The sequence below is a fragment of the Sphingobium sp. L-44 genome (assembly GCF_056859495.1).
This window is the reverse complement of sequence record NZ_JBSXOQ010000021.1, coordinates 1-18,371: the sequence shown is the minus strand read 5'-3', so window position 1 is coordinate 18,371 and position 18,371 is coordinate 1. Positions and strand designations below refer to the sequence as shown.

The 18,371-nt window shown below is 64.4% G+C and carries 19 protein-coding genes and 1 tRNA gene; 8 read left to right on the top strand and 12 right to left on the bottom strand.

Annotated features, from left to right (window positions below; all coding sequences use genetic code 11):
- The first annotated feature begins 175 nt into the window (after positions 1–175).
- The gene (locus AC13EK_RS01060; protein ID WP_483021975.1) at positions 176–373 is read left to right on the top strand and encodes a hypothetical protein; all 198 of its coding nucleotides are present in this window, start codon (positions 176–178) and stop codon (positions 371–373) included.
- 162 nt (positions 374–535) lie between these two features.
- Entirely contained in the window at positions 536–751 is a 216-nt protein-coding gene (locus AC13EK_RS01055) for a hypothetical protein (protein ID WP_069335767.1), read from the top strand.
- A gap of 61 nt (positions 752–812) precedes the next feature.
- On the opposite strand, the gene AC13EK_RS01050 is transcribed toward AC13EK_RS01055, so the two are convergent.
- The 6 genes from AC13EK_RS01050 to AC13EK_RS01025 all read right to left on the bottom strand — a co-directional run bounded on the left by AC13EK_RS01050 (position 813) and on the right by AC13EK_RS01025 (position 4,772).
- Entirely contained in the window at positions 813–2,096 is a 1,284-nt protein-coding gene (locus tag AC13EK_RS01050) for a tyrosine-type recombinase/integrase (protein WP_069335766.1), read from the bottom strand.
- Positions 2,097–2,277: 181 nt separating this feature from the next.
- Positions 2,278–2,354, bottom strand: a tRNA-Arg gene (locus AC13EK_RS01045).
- A gap of 36 nt (positions 2,355–2,390) precedes the next feature.
- On the bottom strand, positions 2,391–2,885 hold the full coding sequence (locus tag AC13EK_RS01040) for a DUF1178 family protein (protein ID WP_069335765.1): 495 nt from the start codon (positions 2,883–2,885) through the stop codon (positions 2,391–2,393).
- A complete protein-coding gene (locus AC13EK_RS01035) occupies positions 2,882–3,712 on the bottom strand; it encodes a carbon-nitrogen hydrolase family protein (protein ID WP_069335764.1) in 831 nt (276 codons plus the stop codon). The genes AC13EK_RS01040 and AC13EK_RS01035 overlap by 4 nt, the downstream gene beginning before the upstream one ends.
- 5 nt (positions 3,713–3,717) lie before the next feature.
- Positions 3,718–3,975, bottom strand: coding sequence for a glutaredoxin 3 (grxC, locus tag AC13EK_RS01030; protein ID WP_017500202.1), 258 nt, complete (start codon positions 3,973–3,975; stop codon positions 3,718–3,720).
- A 50-nt stretch (positions 3,976–4,025) separates the two neighbouring features.
- A complete protein-coding gene (locus tag AC13EK_RS01025; protein WP_069335763.1) occupies positions 4,026–4,772 on the bottom strand; it encodes a ComF family protein in 747 nt (248 codons plus the stop codon).
- Between the two features lie 41 nt (positions 4,773–4,813).
- Here AC13EK_RS01025 and AC13EK_RS01020 point away from each other — a divergent pair, with 41 nt between their 5' ends.
- Positions 4,814–5,674, top strand: a complete 861-nt coding sequence (locus AC13EK_RS01020; protein ID WP_277788369.1) for a class I SAM-dependent methyltransferase — start codon at positions 4,814–4,816, stop codon at positions 5,672–5,674.
- 3 nt (positions 5,675–5,677) lie between these two features.
- Here the strand turns inward: AC13EK_RS01020 and AC13EK_RS01015 are convergent, their stop codons facing one another.
- Both AC13EK_RS01015 and AC13EK_RS01010 read right to left on the bottom strand, forming a co-directional pair.
- Complete coding sequence (locus tag AC13EK_RS01015; protein WP_069338531.1) at positions 5,678–7,255, bottom strand: EAL domain-containing protein; 1,578 nt, start codon at positions 7,253–7,255, stop codon at positions 5,678–5,680.
- Positions 7,256–7,384: 129 nt separating this feature from the next.
- Complete coding sequence (locus AC13EK_RS01010; protein WP_069338530.1) at positions 7,385–8,314, bottom strand: AEC family transporter; 930 nt, start codon at positions 8,312–8,314, stop codon at positions 7,385–7,387.
- Between the two features lie 97 nt (positions 8,315–8,411).
- Here AC13EK_RS01010 and AC13EK_RS01005 point away from each other — a divergent pair, with 97 nt between their 5' ends.
- Positions 8,412–9,287 carry a LysR family transcriptional regulator gene (locus tag AC13EK_RS01005; protein WP_069338529.1) on the top strand — a complete coding sequence of 292 codons (876 nt, stop codon included), beginning with the start codon at positions 8,412–8,414 and terminating at the stop codon, positions 9,285–9,287.
- Positions 9,288–9,472: 185 nt separating this feature from the next.
- On the opposite strand, the gene AC13EK_RS01000 is transcribed toward AC13EK_RS01005, so the two are convergent.
- Both AC13EK_RS01000 and AC13EK_RS00995 read right to left on the bottom strand, forming a co-directional pair.
- The gene (locus tag AC13EK_RS01000) at positions 9,473–11,254 is read right to left on the bottom strand and encodes a diguanylate cyclase (RefSeq protein WP_069338528.1); all 1,782 of its coding nucleotides are present in this window, start codon (positions 11,252–11,254) and stop codon (positions 9,473–9,475) included.
- Positions 11,255–11,420: 166 nt separating this feature from the next.
- Positions 11,421–12,299 (bottom strand): metallophosphoesterase family protein, encoded by an 879-nt coding sequence (locus tag AC13EK_RS00995; RefSeq protein WP_069338527.1) that lies wholly within the window; start codon positions 12,297–12,299, stop codon positions 11,421–11,423.
- Between the two features lie 69 nt (positions 12,300–12,368).
- Here AC13EK_RS00995 and AC13EK_RS00990 point away from each other — a divergent pair, with 69 nt between their 5' ends.
- Complete coding sequence (locus AC13EK_RS00990; protein ID WP_069338526.1) at positions 12,369–13,262, top strand: diacylglycerol/lipid kinase family protein; 894 nt, start codon at positions 12,369–12,371, stop codon at positions 13,260–13,262.
- 227 nt (positions 13,263–13,489) lie between these two features.
- Here the strand turns inward: AC13EK_RS00990 and AC13EK_RS00985 are convergent, their stop codons facing one another.
- Complete coding sequence (locus AC13EK_RS00985; RefSeq protein ID WP_069338525.1) at positions 13,490–14,455, bottom strand: acylglycerol kinase family protein; 966 nt, start codon at positions 14,453–14,455, stop codon at positions 13,490–13,492.
- A 7-nt stretch (positions 14,456–14,462) separates the two neighbouring features.
- A complete protein-coding gene (locus AC13EK_RS00980; RefSeq protein ID WP_010337967.1) occupies positions 14,463–14,957 on the bottom strand; it encodes a DUF2141 domain-containing protein in 495 nt (164 codons plus the stop codon).
- 137 nt (positions 14,958–15,094) lie between these two features.
- Here AC13EK_RS00980 and lptF point away from each other — a divergent pair, with 137 nt between their 5' ends.
- The 3 genes from lptF to AC13EK_RS00965 all read left to right on the top strand — a co-directional run bounded on the left by lptF (position 15,095) and on the right by AC13EK_RS00965 (position 17,786).
- On the top strand, positions 15,095–16,306 hold the full coding sequence (gene lptF, locus AC13EK_RS00975) for an LPS export ABC transporter permease LptF (protein ID WP_004211025.1): 1,212 nt from the start codon (positions 15,095–15,097) through the stop codon (positions 16,304–16,306).
- A 4-nt stretch (positions 16,307–16,310) separates the two neighbouring features.
- Positions 16,311–17,411 carry an LPS export ABC transporter permease LptG gene (lptG, locus tag AC13EK_RS00970; protein WP_004211023.1) on the top strand — a complete coding sequence of 367 codons (1,101 nt, stop codon included), beginning with the start codon at positions 16,311–16,313 and terminating at the stop codon, positions 17,409–17,411.
- Between the two features lie 156 nt (positions 17,412–17,567).
- Positions 17,568–17,786 (top strand): helix-turn-helix domain-containing protein, encoded by a 219-nt coding sequence (locus tag AC13EK_RS00965; RefSeq protein WP_080993626.1) that lies wholly within the window; start codon positions 17,568–17,570, stop codon positions 17,784–17,786.
- Positions 17,787–18,371: the final 585 nt, after the last annotated feature.

Here is an 18,371-nt window from a genome sequence, read left to right as displayed (position 1 = left end):
GCGTGTGAAGTGTGGTAACTCCACCTTACCGATGAGCCCGGTGGCCACCGAGTTCGAAATCGCATGGGGTTGGGCATGCCCAACCCCATGCGATCACCTCAATCTACACCGGAAATTACACCACGAGCGCGGACGCTAACTTCGCGTCCGCGATTTCCTACTTATGGGGCGACCGATGGCAGCGGGCAACGTGGCAATGTTCGATCTGAAAAATGGCTTGAAAGTGAAAAGCCACGATTTCGAACTGGACGTCCGTAACAAAGACATTTGGTTCGAAGGGGATGTCGATGCCTTCACCAATTGGCTAGCGGTCAACGGTGCGCATAGCCTTGCGGACGAAGAAATCGCCTTTCTGCGCGCCATCGCAGCCTGACGATCTGGGGAGGCGTTGACCTCCCCACCAGACCGCCCATCGCGGTCACCAATTTTCCGAAATCATCAATCACTTCATCTGCGCGGCGCGGGGCTGCGCGGGAACCCTTCATCGCACCCTTCCGGCCGGGTCGATGAGTCACCAGACCGGGGGAGGACCATCATGAACAAGCATCAGCCCGACCATGACAACCAGCACGACAACGACAATGTGATCGCCTTCCCGGCAAGCCGCCGGGTGCGTCCTGTCGAGGCCACGGACGCGGATCGCTTCTATATGGAGGTCAATGGCCGGTGGTGGTCGAAGTCGGAATGGGAGGGGTATGAGGCCCACATGCGCAACAGCTTCTGGGGCGATGGACAAGTCCATACACTTTAAGTTCAAACCGGGTCGCGCTGGAGAACAAAGAAAAGGCCCGCCATTGGCGGGCCTTTCTGTGTCATGCAGCCATCGCACGTTCTGACTGGTTGATGACCGTGTCGAGATGATCGGCCCACAGTTTCAACGCCCGCCGCTTTTCTGCGTAGTAGTCATTGCGATCATAGGTGCCTTCGACACCACCCAGAACGTGGCTCAGAACGCGTTCGATATGATCCTTGGCGACCAAGCGGTTGCCGCGCTTGTCCCGCAGGCCGTTCATCATGGTCGAGGCGGTGCGCCGCAAGTCATGGAAAGACCAATGCGCCACTTCGACGCCATCGGCTGCCGCCAACTTTGCCACCGCTGCCTTGATGGCCGCCTGCCGCTTCGAAAAGCATGTCAGGTGAGTTTTTCCATGATCCACCGGAAACAGATATTTCGATGTCGTCGCTTTCAAACGACGATCGACGATTTCCCATGCTTGATCCGAAAGCGGCACGACGTGCACTCGGTTGTGTTTCATCCGATCAGCGCTAATCATGATGTGCCGCGCCGCGACATCAACTTCGCTCCGAAGCGCACCGAATATCTCCAGTTTGCGCTGACCGGTCAGCAGCGCCAGTCGATAACCGTCCGCCCAGATTTCATCTTCGTGCTCCAGAGCATCCCACAAATATCGAATTTCCGTTTCGGATAGACAACGATCCCGCGCTTCCAGCTTCGACACAGGGAGGTCTTCCGCAACATTGATCATCAGACCCGTGGTGCGCTTTTCCAGCTTCGCCCATTTGAAGAACGCTTTGATGTAGCGCGTCGTCGAATTTGCCGCGCCCATATGGCCGTCATCGCGCAGCCCTTGAATGATATCGTAAAGCGCCTCTTCGTTCACTTCATCCATCATCGTGTCACCGATTTTGCCAGCCCATAGCCTCTTCCACATTCCCTCTTTCTCGATGATGGTCCGGGGCTTGTTACGCGCTTTGCCGTGGACGTTTGTGCCTGCCTTGAGGCCGCTGATGTAGCGACCCCAAGCTTCCTGACAGGTCATACCTGCGCGCTTTGCCTCAACCACCGGCGTAACATCCGTGGCCGCCAAGCCAGCGCCATATTTGACATGCACATCAATGCCTGCGTCGTGATCGGCTTGGATCGCACCGGCCTTTGCGCGAGCGTCCGCCAGCCCCACGGCTGGAAACTTCCCCAGCGTGAGCGTCCGAGGCACGCCATTCACCCGCGCCTGCCACCGCCAAATTTTGCTGGTCTTGGTGACGACCAGCGAGAGCCGGTTACCTTTGGGATCTATGTATCTCGCACTCTCAAATTTCAGTGCGACCAGCGCCTGATGATTCCACTTCAGTTCCATAATCCGACCTCTGTCGAATCATACGCATCATCATACGCTGGCGGGGTTGAGGGGCGCGGACGTTACCCAAGCTTACCCTCAGTTACCTCAACCGTATGATAAAACGTATGATGCGAGGCGTTTCCGCCCCTGTGAAGCAACAAGGTCAGAGCTTCAAATCTTTGATTTTATTGGAAAAAAATGGTGCACCCGACGGGATTCGAACCCATGGCCCTCAGATTAGGAATCTGATGCTCTATCCTGCTGAGCTACGGGTGCACGCAGCGCCGGCTCTATTATGCGCGGCGCGCGCGGTCAATTCTTCGCTTCGGGCGGAATCACCGGAAAGGGCAGTTGCGCGACATTGATGCCTTCCTCGGCCAGCGCCTTGGCCTCGGCCGGGGCGACCTCGCCATGGATGCTGCCCTTGTCCTGCTCGCCATAATGCATGGCCCGCGCCTGCTCGGCAAAGCCCCGCCCGACCCAAGTGGAGCCTTCCAGCACCTTCTTCTGCGCGTCCGCCAGCGCCTCGACCAGCGCGCGCATCTTCGCCTCGTCCGGCCCGGCCGCCACCGGTGCAGTCTCCGCTTCGGCCGCCGGCTGCTGCGGCTGCGACGGCACGATCTCGCGCCGCTGGTTGCCCTTGGCCGCCACCGCCGGCGCCATCAGCGCCTTGCCGACCCGCGTATCGCCGCACAGCGGACAGGCGAGCAGGCCTCGTTCCTTCTGGTCCGCATAGTCTGCGCTGGAGCCGAACCAGGCCTCGAAGACATGGCCCTGGCCCTCGCACTTAAGGTCAAAAACGATCACCTGATCTCAACATCCTGCGGTATCACGCGCCGATTGGCGATGGCAGGCACCCGCCCGCGCACCGCCTCTACGCGGCCAAGGTCGAGATCGGCAAGGGCCAGCCCCGCCCCCTCGCCCATGTCCAGCAGCACATCGCCCCATGGATCGACCACCAGGCTATGGCCATAGGTGGTGCGCCCGTCCTGATGCGCGCCCGCCTGCGCGGCGGCGATCAGGAAACAGCCTGCCTCGATCGCGCGGGCGCGCAGCAGGACGTGCCAGTGCGCCTGCCCCGTGGGCACGGTGAAGGCCGCCGGCGCCAGCAGCACCGTCGCCCCCGCATTGGTCAGCGCCCGATAGAGATCGGGAAAGCGCATGTCGTAGCAGATGGAAAAGCCCATCCGCGCCCAGGGCGTATCGACCGCGACCACGCTTTCCCCCGGCCCATAGACCGAGGATTCGCGCCAGCTTTCGCCCGATGCCAGGTCGACGTCGAACAGATGGATCTTGTCGTAGCGCGCCCGTATTTCGCCCTGATCGTCGATCATGAAGCTGCGATTGGCCCAGCGCCCGTCGCTGCGCGCATCCTTGAGCGGCAGCGATCCGATATGAACCCACAGCCCCTCGCGCGCCGCCGCCTCGCGCACCGCGGCCAGCACGATATCGTCCGCCTCGCCGCGCAGCGTTTCCGCGGCGCGCTTGCGATCGCGGTCCAGATAGCCCGCCATTTCCGGAGTGAAGAGCATGTCCGCCCCCTCCCCCTTGGCGCGCGCCGCAGCCTCCTCAATCGCGGCGGCATTGGCGGCCGGGTCGATCCCGGTCGTCATCTGCAGAATCGCGGCGCGCATCGGAGTTACAGCCCCAGCAGCGGGTCGAGCTTGCCCTCGCGGTTCAGCGCGGCAAGGTCGTCGCTGCCGCCGATATGCTGGCCGTCGATGAAGATCTGCGGCACGGTGGTGCGCCCCGGCGCCCGCTCCAGCATTTCCTCGCGCCTGGGACCGCCCAGCGAGATGTCATATTCCTCGAAGGCAACACCCTTGCCCTCCAGCAGTGCCTTGGCCCGCGCGCAATAGCCGCACCAGTCCTTGGTATAGATTTCGACCTTTGCCATTATCTCGGTAAAACTCCTTTGCCCCGAAATTGGGGGGAATGCGCACTTTGTCAATCGTCACCGGTTCTGGGTAACGCCCGCGCCCAGCACAGCAGATGCACCTCGCGCGCGCCACCGGCCTTGAGCAGCTTGGCGCAGGCCGCCGCCGTCGCTCCGCTGGTATGCACATCATCGACCAGCCATATCACCCGCCCGGCCAACTTATGGCCCGCCCCCAGTGCAAAGGCACCGCGCACCGCCTGCGCCCGCTGTTTCGGATTCATCCCCCGCAGCGGCTGCGTCCGCTTCACCCGGCGCAAGCCATGCTTATCCACCGCCAGCCCCGTCAGCCGCCCCAGATGATCGGCGATCAGCGCCGACTGGTTGAAACCGCGCGCCCACAGCCGCCAGCGGTGCAGCGGCACCGGCACGATCAGCGCGTCCTCCATCTCCGGCCGCACATGGCGCAACATCTGCCCCGCCACCAGCCGGGCCAGGCCGATCCGCCGCCCATATTTCAACCGCAGCGCCACCGTCCGCGCGACATCGCCATAGGCCAGCACCGCCCGCGCGCTGTCGAACGGCGGCGGCTGGGCCAGGCAGGTGCCACAGGCCGCGCCCTCGCCCATCTCATGCTCGAACGGCAGGCCGCAGCGCGCGCAGCAGGGCGGCCCCAGAAACCGCATCCCGCTCCAGCAATCGAGGCAGAAACCATGATCCGCGCCGACGATCGCGCCGCATCCGGGGCAGCGGGGCGGAAGGGCATAATCCATGACCGGACGCATCACGGTCTTGAGAAGCGGGACCAGCGACATCATCTGCCTTGTCCCCGCTTCGTCCCCGATGCACAAGGCCCGCCATGACTGCCCCCGAAACCCGCCCCGACATTTTCGACCGCGCCTTGCGCGCCCGTCACCGCGACCGGATGCTCGGCGCCTTTGCCGATCACGACTTCCTCCACCGCGCGATGCTGGACGAACTGCTCGAACGGCTGGCCGATGTGCAGCGCGACCTGCCCGAAGTGCTGCTTGTCGGCTACCCGGACGGCAGCGCGAAGGCCGCGCTCGAAGCCATGGGCAAGCGCGTCGCCTGCGCCGATCCCGGCTTCCTCGCCGCGCAGCGGGCCGGCGGCGTGCAGGCGGACGAGGATGCCCTGCCCTTTGCCGATAACAGTTTCGACCTGGTCATCGCCTGCGGCACGCTCGACAGCGTCAATGATCTGCCCGGCGCGCTGATCCTGATACGCCGTGTGTTGCGGCCTGACGGGCTCATGCTTGCCGCTTTTGCCGGCGCCGGGAGCCTGCCGCGCCTCAAATCCGCCCTGCTCGCGGCCGAGGGCGACCGGCCCGGCCAGCATGTCCATCCCCAGGTCGATGTCCGTTCGGCCGGCGATCTCTTGAGCCGCGCCGGCTTCGCCATGCCGGTCGCCGATGGCGAGACGCTCAATATCCGCTATGGCGACATCGTCCGGCTGATGCATGATCTGCGCGGCATGGGCGCGGGCAATGCGCTCGCCACCCGCCCGCCCGCCCTGTCGCGCGATGTGCTGATGCGCGCCGCCGCCCATTTCGCCAACGCCGCCGATCCCGACGGTCGCACCGCCGAACAGATGGCGCTCATCTATCTGTCCGGCTGGAAACCCGACGCCAGCCAGGCCGCCGCCGCCCGCCGCGGCAGCGCCACCGTCTCGCTGGCCGCCGCGCTCAAGGGCAAGGACTGATCCTCAGGCCGCGACGCTCAGGAAGCGGGATCGCTTGCCCCGATTATAGTCGCGGTAGAAAGCCATGAACTCGTCCGCCGGCAACGCCTTGGCATAATACCAACCCTGCGCGAACTGGACGCCGGCCTTGCGGACATAGGCATCCTGTTCGCGCGTCTCCACCCCTTCGGCGATCAGGTTCAGCTTCAGCGCCCGCCCCATCCCGATGATATGGGGCGTGACCACGCTGGCCGCCGCATCCCGGCCGATCGCGTCGATGAAGCATTTGTCGATCTTGAGCGCGTCGAGCGGCAATGTTTCCAGCAACGACAGGCTGGAATAGCCGGTGCCAAAATCGTCGATCGCCATCAGATGCCCGGCATCGCGCGCGCGGGCGATGGTCGCGCGCGCCGTGTCCGGGTTGATCAGGCTGCGCTCGGTCACCTCCAGCCAGATCTGGCCCGGCGCGATCCCGGCCTTGGCTATCTCGCGCTCCAGCACGTCCAGGAAGCGGCCGCTTTCCAGGTCGCGCGCGGAGATGTTGATCGCCACATGCACCTGCTGCTCGGCCAGCAGCATGGCGTGCAGGTCCGCCACCACCTGCTCGATCACATGGTCGGTAATGTCCAGGATCAGCCCGCTCTGCTCGGCCAGCGGGATGAACAGGTCGGGCGCTATCCACCGGCCATCGGGCCGCCGCCACCGCACCAGCGCCTCGGCGCCCACGCAATAGCCGGTCGCAAGCTCGATCAGCGGCTGATAATGAACCTGGAACTCGCGCTTGCGGATGGCCAGCTTCAGTTCCTTTTCCGGCGACAGGCGCTGGCGCGACACCCACAGGATCAGCAGCATCAGGATCGCGGACGCCACCAGCCCGATCGGCAATAACAGGCGCATCTCGCCGCCCAGCTTCGCATCGATGGCGCTGCGGTCGGCAATGGCAAAGGCGGTCAGGTCGCCGCGCTGCACCGACGCATAGATGTCCGTATCGTCCATCCCGGTCATCGCCTGCCGGCTCAATTGTCCCACCAGCCCGTCATTGGCCCGCCCGGTAATGGCGATCAGCGTCCCCTGCCGCGTCGCGATGCCCAGGATCATGTGGCTGTCGGACAAGACATCGACCAGCCGCTGCGGCAGGATCAGCACATTATGGTCGCGATAGCCCAGCACCATTACCTCGCGGGCATGGCTGATGCGCGGCTTCACATGCAGATGCAGCGCATAACCGCCCGCCAGCGTCGCCGAAGGCGTCCCGCGCCCGATGACGACATCCGCCGGCACCTTGCCCCAACCGGTGCAGGCCAGCCGATCGCCATCATAATGGCCCACCTCCTCCACCGCCCCGCTGTCGATCGCCAACTGGCGCATCCGCTCGATATGGCCGACGGAACAATCGCCCTTGCCGACCTGCGCCAGCACATCCTTGGCGTCGGTCAGCACCTGTTCGGCGCGCAGCAGCGTCCAGTTGGCATATTCCTGCATATGCGCGCGCTCGGCGGCGATCGCCCGCTCGCGCGAAAAATGGACGGTCAGTGCCAGTGGAATGACGATCGCCAATATCGCCAATATCAGGGCCAGAAAGATAATGATCCGTCGCCGCAAGTCCGGCCCCCATCTTCATTCGCCATCGGAGCAGCAAAACCTGCGCCGTCAGCAGAGCAAAGACGAGTATTTATTTTGTTAACGGCCTGTCCTTGCGCGTGAAAGCCCAACGCCCTGTCGCCCTGATGCTCAGCGCAGGCTCAGATAGAGGGTAATGGTCACCAGCGAGGCGATGGTGGAGACCAGCACCACCCGCGCGGTGATGCCCGCTTCCCGGCCATAGAATTCGGCGACCATGAACGGACCGGTGCCGGTCGGCAGCGCCGCCATCAGCACCGCCGTCGCCGCCAGCGCCGGCGGCAGGCGGAAGATCAGCGCAAGCGCCCCGGTCAGCAGCGGCTGCGCCAGCAATTTCATGCCGACCAGAAACCCCACCGCACCCGCCGGCGGCGGGGCGCCCTCCCTCTTTTCGGCAATGAACAGCCCCAGCGCGACCAGCGCACAGGGCGATGCCGCACCGCCCAGCAGCGACAGGAACTTGTCCAGCGCCCCTGGCAGCGGAATGGCGAAGGCCAGGAACAGCCCACCGACCAGCGGTGCGACCAGCAGCGGATTGGTCGCCAGCGACCGTGCGACCTTGGCCATCATATGCCCCGGCCGTCGCTCGCTCTGCACGCCGATCTCGATCAGGATCAGCGCCACGGCAAACAGCACACAGACGGTAATGATCGTCGCCACCAGGGTCGGCGCCAGCGATGCCGGCCCCAATATCGTCGCCGCCAGCGGAAAACCGATGAAACCGGTATTGGCATAGCCCGCGTTCAGTCCATCGACCGTCGCATCCGCCAGATGCCGTCCCCCGCGTCGCCGCAGCAACAGCGTCGCGGCAAAGCTCAGCCCTGCGCCGATGCCGAAGACGGCGATGAAGCCGGGCTGCCAGATGTCGCTCCACCGCGCCTTGGCAACGATGTCGAACAGCAGCGCCGGCAGCGCCAGCCACACCACGAAGCGATTGATCTCGCCGGTCGCATGCGGCCCCAGCACGCCGCTCCTGCGGGCGATCCATCCCGCCCCGATCAGCGCGAAAATGGGCAGGACGATCAGCAGCACGGACAACATCGGACGGACTTTCGGGGCAGCGGAAACAGCGCTCGCCTACGCCGTCCGATCGATGCATACCAATGCCATTGCATGGAATGATTGATACCGATTGCGTATGATTGATATTCGCCAGCTCCGCTATTTCGTCGCCGTCGCCGAAACGCTGCATTTTGGCCGCGCGGCCGAACGGCTGCACGTCACCCAGCCGCCGCTCAGTCGTCAGGTGGCTGCACTGGAACAGGAACTGGGCGTCCGCCTGATTGAGCGCCATTCCCGCCGCGCCGTGCTGACTCCCGCCGGCGCCCGCTTCCTGGAGGATGCGCGACAGATAATCGCCGCGCTCGACCGCGCCTGTCGCGACGCGCGCGCCTGGCAGTCCGGCGATCTTGGCGAACTGACGATCGGCTTCATGATGCATGCCGCCTATAGCAGCGTGCCCCTGCTCACCCGCCGCTTTGCCACCGCCCATCCCGACGTGACGCTGCACCTGCGCGAAACGCTGCCGATGATGCTGGCCGACGGCGTGATGGAGGGGCGCTTCGACGCCGCCATCGGCTTCGATCCCGGTGCCCGGCGCGGCCTCGCCACCAGCCCGCTCTATCGTGAGCCGCTCGCCGCCGTCGTCCCGTCGGACCATCATCTGGCCAGTGCCAGCGCCCTCACCCCCGACCAGTTGGCCGGCGAACGCTTCATCCTCTCGCCCGCGGATGTGACGCCCACGCTGCGCCGCGCAATCCTGGGCTGGCTGGCCGCGCCACCCGCCATATTGCTCGAAACCCAGTTGCAGCAGACGATCGTCAGCCTGGTCGGCGAAGGGCTGGGCGTCGCGATCGTGCCGGAATCGCTGCGGCGGCTCGCCATGACCAGCGTGCGCTTCGTGCCGCTGGTCGACGCGCCGATGGTCGAGCAACTGTTGATGGTCCGCCCCGACGCCCGCAATCCGGCGCTCACCCATCTGCGCGCGATCGCCGACAGCCTCCAGCCCGCATGAAACGGCCCGCTGTCCTACAGCGCGCCGAACTGCCATGATCGCGCCCGGCTCTTTCTCAAGTCAGGCAAGCAGGACGACGCAAGGAAATTTCCAACCATCGACATAAAATGTCGAAATGTGCGGGAAATATGCGAAGTTAAGCGGCGATTTTCCTATTTTCCGCCGCCCCTTTCAGGCCACCTCGGTCAGGCTGACAGCGCTTCCGCCCGTGCGTCCAGCACCACCCGGTTCCGCCCCTCGCGCTTGGCGCGATAGAGCGCGGCATCGGCCGCCTTGATCAGTGTCGAGCCGTCGCGCTCCATGCTCTCTTCCCAGGTAGCGACGCCGAAGGACATGGTCGTCGACCCCAGCGTGCGCCCACCCTGGTTGACCATCAGCTCGCTGATCGCCTGGCGGACGATCTCCACCCGGTCGGCCAGCACCACGGCCGACGTGCCCGGCGCGATGATGGTGAACTCCTCGCCGCCAAAGCGGCAGACGACATCGCCGTCGCGGAAGCGGCTGCGCATTTCCGTCGCGACCGCCTGCAACACCGCGTCGCCCGCCTCATGGCCGAACTCGTCATTGAAGCGCTTGAAATGGTCGACGTCGCACATCACCAGGCTCAGCGGGCTACCGGTGCGCGTAGCCCGCGCAATCTCCAGCGCCAGCGTCTCTTCCATGTAGCGGCGGTTGAACAGACTGGTCAGCGGATCACGGATCGTCTGTTCGCGCAGGCCGCGCTGCAGGCGATGGTTGACCAGGGCCGACGCGATATTCTCGGTCAGCACGGTCAGGCGGAACCGGTTTTCGGCCCCCACCACACCGCGCAGATACAGCACGCCGATCACCTCGCCACCGGCCAGCAGCGGCTCGCAATGATAATGGTCCGCCTCGGCCCCGACATGGGCACAGACGATGTCCGATCCCTGCTCGGTCACATAATGACTCTGCCCGCGCCGCAGCGCCCAGCACTGGTCGGGCGCAAAGCCCGCCTGCTCGACCTCCAGCCCGCCCCAGGCCGCGATCGGCACCAGCAGGTTGCGGGAATTATTATGGGCATAGAGGGCACCGGGAATATCGGGCAGCACACGCGGCACGAACACCCGGATGATCGACGCCAGTTCCTCGTCGGTGCGGGCCGCCTGCATCCGGTGGGCCATGCCGCCCAGCAGCTCGATCACCTCGCCCCGTTCGCGCAGCACCTGCGCATTGGCGCTCAGTTCCTGGTTGGCGATCTTCAGCCGCCCCTCGCTGTCCACCTGGTCGGCAACCGCCGCCTCCAACTCGCGCGCCATTTCATTATAGCCGCCGGCCAGCCGCTCGAACTCGCTTGACCGCATCTCGACATCGATGCGCGCACTGCGGTCGCCCGCGCCCAGCTTGCCCATCACCGTCATCATCGCATCGACCGGACGGCGGATGCCGCGGATCAGCGCAACGCCCATGATGACGATGATCGCCACCGTCAGCGGCGTGCCCAGCAGCACCAGCCAGCGAATATAGTTGAGCCGCCGTTCCACCGCGCCCATGCGCTCGACCGACAGCGAACGCTCCTCGGCCAGCAGGTCGCCGACACGCGCCTCGACCATCAACATCAGATAACGGCCGCGTCCGGTCGCGGTCGACGCCTGCGCCCCGGCAAAGTCGCCCGCGCGGGTCATGGCCGCCGACTTCTCCAGGCTCGCGGCCCGTTCCGTCACCAGCGCACGCACCTGCTGCGCCCGTTCATTCTGCGGCGGATTGTCGGCCGTCAGCTTGACCAGCGCGGCCGCATCATGCTTGGCGGCGGCGATTTCGGCGGCAACGGTCTCGGCAAATTCGGGATTGCGGGTCAGCACATAGCCGCGCTGTCCCGACTCCGCTTCCTGCAGATGGCCCAGCGTCCGGTTCGCGGTCTTGAGCACCTGCGAGGAATGGGTCACCCAGCCCAGGCTGCCGCGCATCTGCGCCGACCCGTCGAGCAACAGCCCGGCGAGCAGCACCATCACCACGCACAATATGCCGCACAGCACCACAATCCGATGGGACAATGATCCGACCAACTGACACTCCCTGGGTCCGCAAGCCCATCGCCTTTGGTCAATCGCTTCGCCGATGCAACATGAATCATTGTTTTTTAGGGAGAATTGCGACCGATCGAAGACTCCTGCCTCAGCCTGTCCCTTGTAGCACAGCCACGCTGCCAACCGTTGGCGGATCGATCACGTCCCGTCCCGTCCATGCCTCGCCTTCCCGCACATAGTCGACATGGCTGGCCCGGCGAAACGCGTTGCCGTCCCAGACGATCACCTGCAGCTCGATCGCATTGCTGCGCCGGACATGCAGCCAGTTGAAGCTTTGCGGCTCGGCATTGCGCAGCCGGGTGGATGTCGCCGTCCCCGCTTGGATCACCAGCGCCCCGCCGCTATGCGCCACCATCTTCTGCGCGGCCTCCGCATAGGTGCGGTGGAAATGCCCGGCCAGCGCGACATGGACACCCGCCTCGCACGCCGCCTGCACCGCATCCTCATGCCGCCCCACCGCCTCGCTCAACTCCCCGCCCCGGCCGATCGGCATGGCGAACAGCGGATGATGGGTCACCAGGATGCGGGTCTTGGCCGGCGCGACCTGCGCGAAACTCGCGCGCAGCCGGTCCATCTGGTCATGGTTGATCCGCCCGTCCTTGATCGTCAGCGACCGGGCGGTGTTGAGGCCCAGTATCGCGACCTCGTCATCCTCGTAGAAGGGACAGAGATCGCGGCTGATATAGCGCTTGTAGCGCGCCAGCGGCCGGGCGAAGCGTCGCACCACGTCGAACAGCGGCACGTCATGATTGCCGGGGATCACCAATATCTTCAGCCCCGCCGCGCGCAGGCGATTAAGCCAGGCCGCCGCCGCCCTGAACTGCTCCACCCGCGCACGCTGGGTCAGGTCGCCGCTGATGACGACCAGGTCGGGCCGGCGCTCCTCCAGCCAGGCGGTGGCGGCGTCGACGATGCGCGGATCATGCGCGCCGAAATGAATGTCGGACAGATGGGCGATACGGGCCATGCCTCCCCAACGAATCCATCGCTATTCGTTTCCGATGGACCCGAAATCGCCGCACGGTGTTATTGCGGCATGGAAACGAAAACGCTCCCCCGGCAGGCGATCCTCGTCGTCAACGCCCATAGCCGACGCGGTCAGGACAATTTCAATCAGGCCAAGGAAAAACTCGAAGCAGCCGGCGTCGAGCTAATCGCGGCCCATGCGGTCGACGATCCCGAACAGATGGCCGCCACCGTCCGCCAGGCGGTGGAGAGCGGCGCGCCGATGGTCATCGTCGGCGGCGGCGATGGCTCCATGTCGGGCACGGTCGACGAATTGGTCGGCAAGGATTGCGTCTTCGGCGTGCTACCGCTCGGCACCGCCAACAGCTTTGCCCGCACGCTGGGCCTGCCGCTCGACCTCGACGGCGCGGTCCGCGCCACCGCCACCGGCCAGCGCCGCCGCGTGGATCTGGGCATGATCGATCGCGACTATTTCGTGAATGCCGCGTCCTTGGGCCTGTCGCCGATGATCGGCCAGACCGTGCCGCACAAGCTCAAACGCTATCTCGGCCGCATCGGCTATCTGCTCTGGGCGGTCAAATGCTCGGTCGGCTTCCGCGCCTTCCGCCTGACCATCGACGACGGGGTCAAGGAACGGCGCCTGTGGTCGACCGAAGTGCGCATCCTCAACGGCCCCTATCATGGCGGGGTGGAGCTGTCGGACCATGCTGCCGTCGATACCGGCGAGATCGTGATCCAGGCCGTCGTCGGCCGCTCCAAGCCGCGCCTCGCCTGGGACTGGTATGCCAAATTCTTCAAGCTGCGCGACCGCAACGCCCATACCGAGGAATTCCACGGCCGCCAGTTCAAGCTCGCCTGCCACCCGCCGCAAAAGATATCGATCGACGGCGAAGTTCTGGCAAAAACCCCGGTCACGGTAAAGATCGCCCCCGGCGCCGTAGATGTGGCGGTGCCACGCGACTAGGTGGCGAGGACAAGTCTAGATTTTCGGGAAGCGACCATAAAAGCCGCCCTCACCATCATTGTCACCCTGAACTTGTTTCAGGGTCCATTCCTCCCATAAGACCAATATTTTGTTGGGCCCGATGGATGCTGAAACAAGTTCAGCATGACGTTGGTCGGGATGGCCGCGAACCACCCATCCCGATCATTCAGCGAGGCACCGAAACAGCCCCCGCCGCTCGGCCGATCTCAGGCGGCCAGGCGCAGGAAGGGCACCGGTTTGGTTGAGCGCAGCAGGATCGGCTTGCCTTCCGACGCGCGGAAGATTTCGCCGTCCAGGATCACGCTGCTCTGCGCGCCCTCGATGCGGATCGTGTCGCCCTGCTCCAGATGGATGCCCTGCATCTGCTGCTTGCCCATCCGGCGGAAGACGCTGGCCCATACCAGGCGCAGCAGCGCCGAAACGCTCTGGTCGACCGCCATCAGCTTCATGTTGCCACGGCGGCTGTCACCCGGATCGACGCCCAGCAGCAACCGCTCCAGCGTGGTCACGATCAAGACCGAAAAGCGCCCCGCCAACTGCCCCTCGCGCATCAGCGAGATGCTGACCGGGTGGCTCGATTGTGGCAGGAATCGGGCACGAATGCCGAAAACCAGCGACGCCAGCACGGCGAGCGCGGTCAGGAAATGGCTGAACCCGTTGGACAGGCCCAGCGGATAGATCTTGTCCCGGCAATAGAGGATATAGTCGGCCAGGCCCGCACCGCCCAGGAACATGCCCAGCACCGGACGGGTCGTCTGCCCGTCGGTGAGCGCGATCAGTTCGCGCTGCACGACATGGTCGCCCAGGCCCGATTTGGCGATCTCGACGATGCGCTCCAGCGCCTTGATCGGGTCGCCATGGATGCCCAGGTCCAGCGCAATCAGGTTGGTCTTGCCATTGGGCAGCACCGCGATCGGGGGCACCCGACCGCAGAAATGCTCGCCCTGATAGAGTTCGGTCAGCGCCGCCTGCACCGTCCCGTCGCCGCCATTGATGACGATGACGGCCGGATCGACCCGCGCAATCGTCTGCAGCGCGCGGCCGATCTGGTCGACATGCTCGACCTCATAATGGAAGATGTCCGGGTTGTTGGCACAATAGCTGCGCACGCGCGGCAGGGTCTGCCGGTTGCCCGTGGACTTGGGATTGGACAGGAGCGCGACGCGAACCATGACGACCTTACATATATTTGAGGTTGATGGTGATCCGGGTCACGCCCGGTCCAGCATAGAAGGCGGCCTTGTCGACCGACGGCTTGCCCAGATTGAAGATGTTGATCGACGGATTGTTCGAAAAGCCGCCGCCATCCCGTGAAATGTCGGTCTTGCCATTGCCGTCCCGGTCATGCCGCACGGCGATGCCATATTTGCCCGGCTCCGGAATCGGCATGCAGAATCGCATGCCGCCTTCGGACGGGCGGACCACGGTGTCGATCCGGTTCAGCCATTCGCCCTTGGTCAGCCAGCTCGCCTTGGTGGCGTGATAGGACTGCATGCGCACGCGGCCGGTCGCCTCGGCAAAGCCGCGCACATCGACCAGCACCGCCGGCCCCTTGGCCGACGCGGCGCAACGGGACAGATCGTTCGTGATTTCCTGACCATGGGCCAAGGCAGGCGTTGCGGCCAACAGAACCGCCACCGGCATCAGACCCATTGCAACTTTCAACATGACCATCAGACTCCTGGAAGCTATAGCCGCCCGATGTGATCGGACGGCGAGCCCCTGTTCGCCCCGCGACTCTTTTATTAGCTGACTCGCATATGGGCGGGGTTTGCGGCCAAAACATGGTGATGGGACGACGACATAGAGAAATGCTGACTGCCATCGACCGATATCTCGCCCGCCTGATCGCGCTGCCATTGCTTGGCACGCTGGTGATCGCCGCGATGCTGCTGGTGCTCGACAAGATGTTGAGCCTGTTCGATTTTGTCGCGGCCGAAGGCGGCCCCGTCAGCGTCGTGTGGCGCATGCTCGCCAACATGCTGCCCGAATATCTCTCGCTCGGCATTCCGATCGGGCTGATGCTCGGCATCCTGCTCGCCTTCCGCAAGCTTGCCACCTCGTCCGAACTCGACGTGATGCGCGCCGTCGGCCTCTCCTATGGCCGGCTGCTGCGCGTCCCCTACATGTTCGCCTTCGCCCTCGCCCTGCTCAACCTCGGCATCGTCGGCTGGGTCCAGCCCTTGTCCCGCCACGCCTATGAGGCGCTGCGCTTCGAACTGCGCTCGGGCGCGCTGGGCGCGTCGATCAAGGTCGGCGAATTCACCAGCCTGGGCAAGCGCATGACCCTGCGGATCGAACGCAGCCTGGACGAAGGGCGCAACCTGCGCGGCATCTTCGTCCGCGCCGTCGGCAAGGACGGCCAGTCGGTCGCGGTCACGGCGGCCCAGGGCGCCTTCCTCGCCACCGACGATCCCGACACCATCATCTTCCGCCTGCGCGACGGCGTGCTGGTGAACGATGCGCCCAAGTACAAGACGCCGCGCATCCTCTCCTTCTCCAGCCACGATCTGCCGATCGACCTGCCGCAGATCGAGAATTTCCGCGGCCGCGACGTCGACCGGGAAAAGACCCTGCCCGAACTCTTCTCGATGGGGCGTGATCCCGCCACGCCGACCAAGCTGCGCAACGAGGTCCGCTCCAACTTCCATTTCCGCATGGTCGAAGTGGTGATGATGATGCTGCTGCCGATGGCCGCGCTCGCCTTCGCGATCCCGCCCAAGCGCTCGACCTCGGCGCTCGGCGTGTTCCTCTCGATCGTCTTCATCGTCACCTATCACAAGATCAACCAATATGGCGAAAGCATCGGCTCGCTGGGCAAGATCGACCCGATCATCGCGCTATGGGGGCCGTTCCTGCTGGCATCCGGGCTGATCTTCTGGATGTATCATGTCATCGCCCACCGCCCCGGCGGACAGCCGATAGCGGCGCTGGAATATGCCTTCGCCAAGCTCGGCAAGCAGATCGGCCGCCTGCTGCGCTTCGTGACGCGGCGTGGCGAGCCGGCGCAAGGAGCAGCCTGACCCCATGCAGTTCGATTTCTTCCCCTCGCGCCAGGTCAGCTGGTACATGGTGCGGCTGTTCCTGACCCGCACGCTCGCCGTGCTGGCCATGCTGGTGGTCGTACTGCAGATGCTCGACCTGCTCGGCAATTCGGGCGACATCCTCGCCTATCCGGGCAATGGCGATGCACAGCTCTGGCATTATGTCGGCCTGCGCGCGCCCCAGATCGTGGCCCGCTTCCTGCCCTTCTCGGTGCTGCTCGGCACCCTCATCATGCTGGCGACGCTCAACCAGAATAGCGAGATCATCGCGATGAAGGCGGCGGGTCTCTCCGCCCAGCAGATCCTCGCCCCGCTGATCGCCGCCGCACTCGGCGTCTCGGTCCTCAGCTACGCCTTCAACGAACGGATCGTCGCCCGCTCGACCGCGATGCTCAGCGCCTGGCAGGCGGTCGACTTCGGCCCGGTGCCCGCGGACAGCGGCATCAAGACCAATCCCTGGGTGCGTGACGGCAATAATCTCGTCACCGCGGCGATCGTCGCGGGCCATGGCCAGGACGTGCAGTTGCGCAAGGTCGAGATCTTCAACCGCATCAACAACAGCCTCACCACCATCATTACCGCGCCCAAGGGCCATTATGACGCCGCCAGCAAGAGCTGGGTGCTGGAAGGCGCGCGCCAGTTCGACGTCGCCCGCGGCACGCTCCAGAATGTCGGCACCGTGCGCTTCGGCAGCGACATCCGTCCCGACCAGTTCACCCTGGCCAAGGTCGATCCCGACGCCCTGACCTTCAGCGAGTTGCAGGCGGCGATCGGCGACCTGCACGATGCCGGGCGACCGACCGCGGAACTGGAAGGCAGCCTGTGGCACAAGCTGTCCGGGCCGCTCTCGGCCGTGCTGATGCCGATCCTCGGCTCCGTCGCCGCCTTCGGCCTCGCCCGCTCGGGCCAGCTCTTCCTGCGCGCGGTGATGGGCATGGCGCTGGGCTTCGCCTATTTCGTCGCCGACAATTTCTCGCTCGCCATGGGCAATCTGGGCGCCTACCCCCCGATCCTCGCGGCCTGGGCGCCCTTCCTCCTCTTCCTGCTGCTCGGCGAGACGGTGCTGTTCAGAACCGAGGAATAGGCGTGGTTAAGGGCTGGCAAATCTCGTCACCCCAGCGAGGGCGGACATCTCAGGCAGGCGCACGCCACGTCAACGAATAGTGAGACGGCCGGCCTTCCTTCTACCGCCGCCTTGAGTTCACGGAACAAGTGCAACAACTGTTAGAATGTTGCCGCGATGGGAGAAAATCATGGCCACTTCAGCCTTGAAGAGCGGATCGAGATTTACCGGCTGCATGCAGCCGGTAAATCTCGAAAAAGCATAGCGACACGCCCGGGACGGTCAGCGTTCACGATCAGTCACGAACCGCGGCGCAACAGCGCCAAGACAAAGGCGCGGCCTGACGGCTACGAGCCAGTGCGTGCCCATCATCTTGCCGAGCGCCGACGGCGATGAGATTACCGCTTCAAGCTGGGGGAATAGCAGGCCCTCGCTGATATGTTATGAAGCTGACCTATGAGCCAGCGCTGCTGCAATTCAACAACCCATTTTGCGATACCGCCTGAGCAGCAAATCAAGATCGAGCAAAGCCTCTATACCTTCACTGGCATTGACCGACCTGAACCGCACTCAGCATTTGTTGACTATTATCTTACCGTGCCAGTTTATTGTACACAGTCAGTCGCATTCCGTTATTACCCTTGGTTCGGCGCAGAACACCCCTTACCTGATCCGTCGGATGATCCCATCTGGCGACATAACGCTCATGGGCATTGCCTCGCGGCAGGGCATCGATCCGACCTCTCGGTCTGAATCGCCGTAGCAATGCGTCCACCAATTCTATCATGCTGGCAGCGCATTGATCGATAAGGAAGCGCTGCAGCAACGTCTGCCTTCTAGGCCGGATCGCCATTCAGGATTCACAAACGGCGTGATGTCTGATTCATGTGGCTCCGTGTTGAGGCGCGGAGCGGATGGATGGGGATCAAGCGGTATGAGCTAACCGAGGCGCAGTGGGCGAGGATAGCCCTTTTGCTGCCC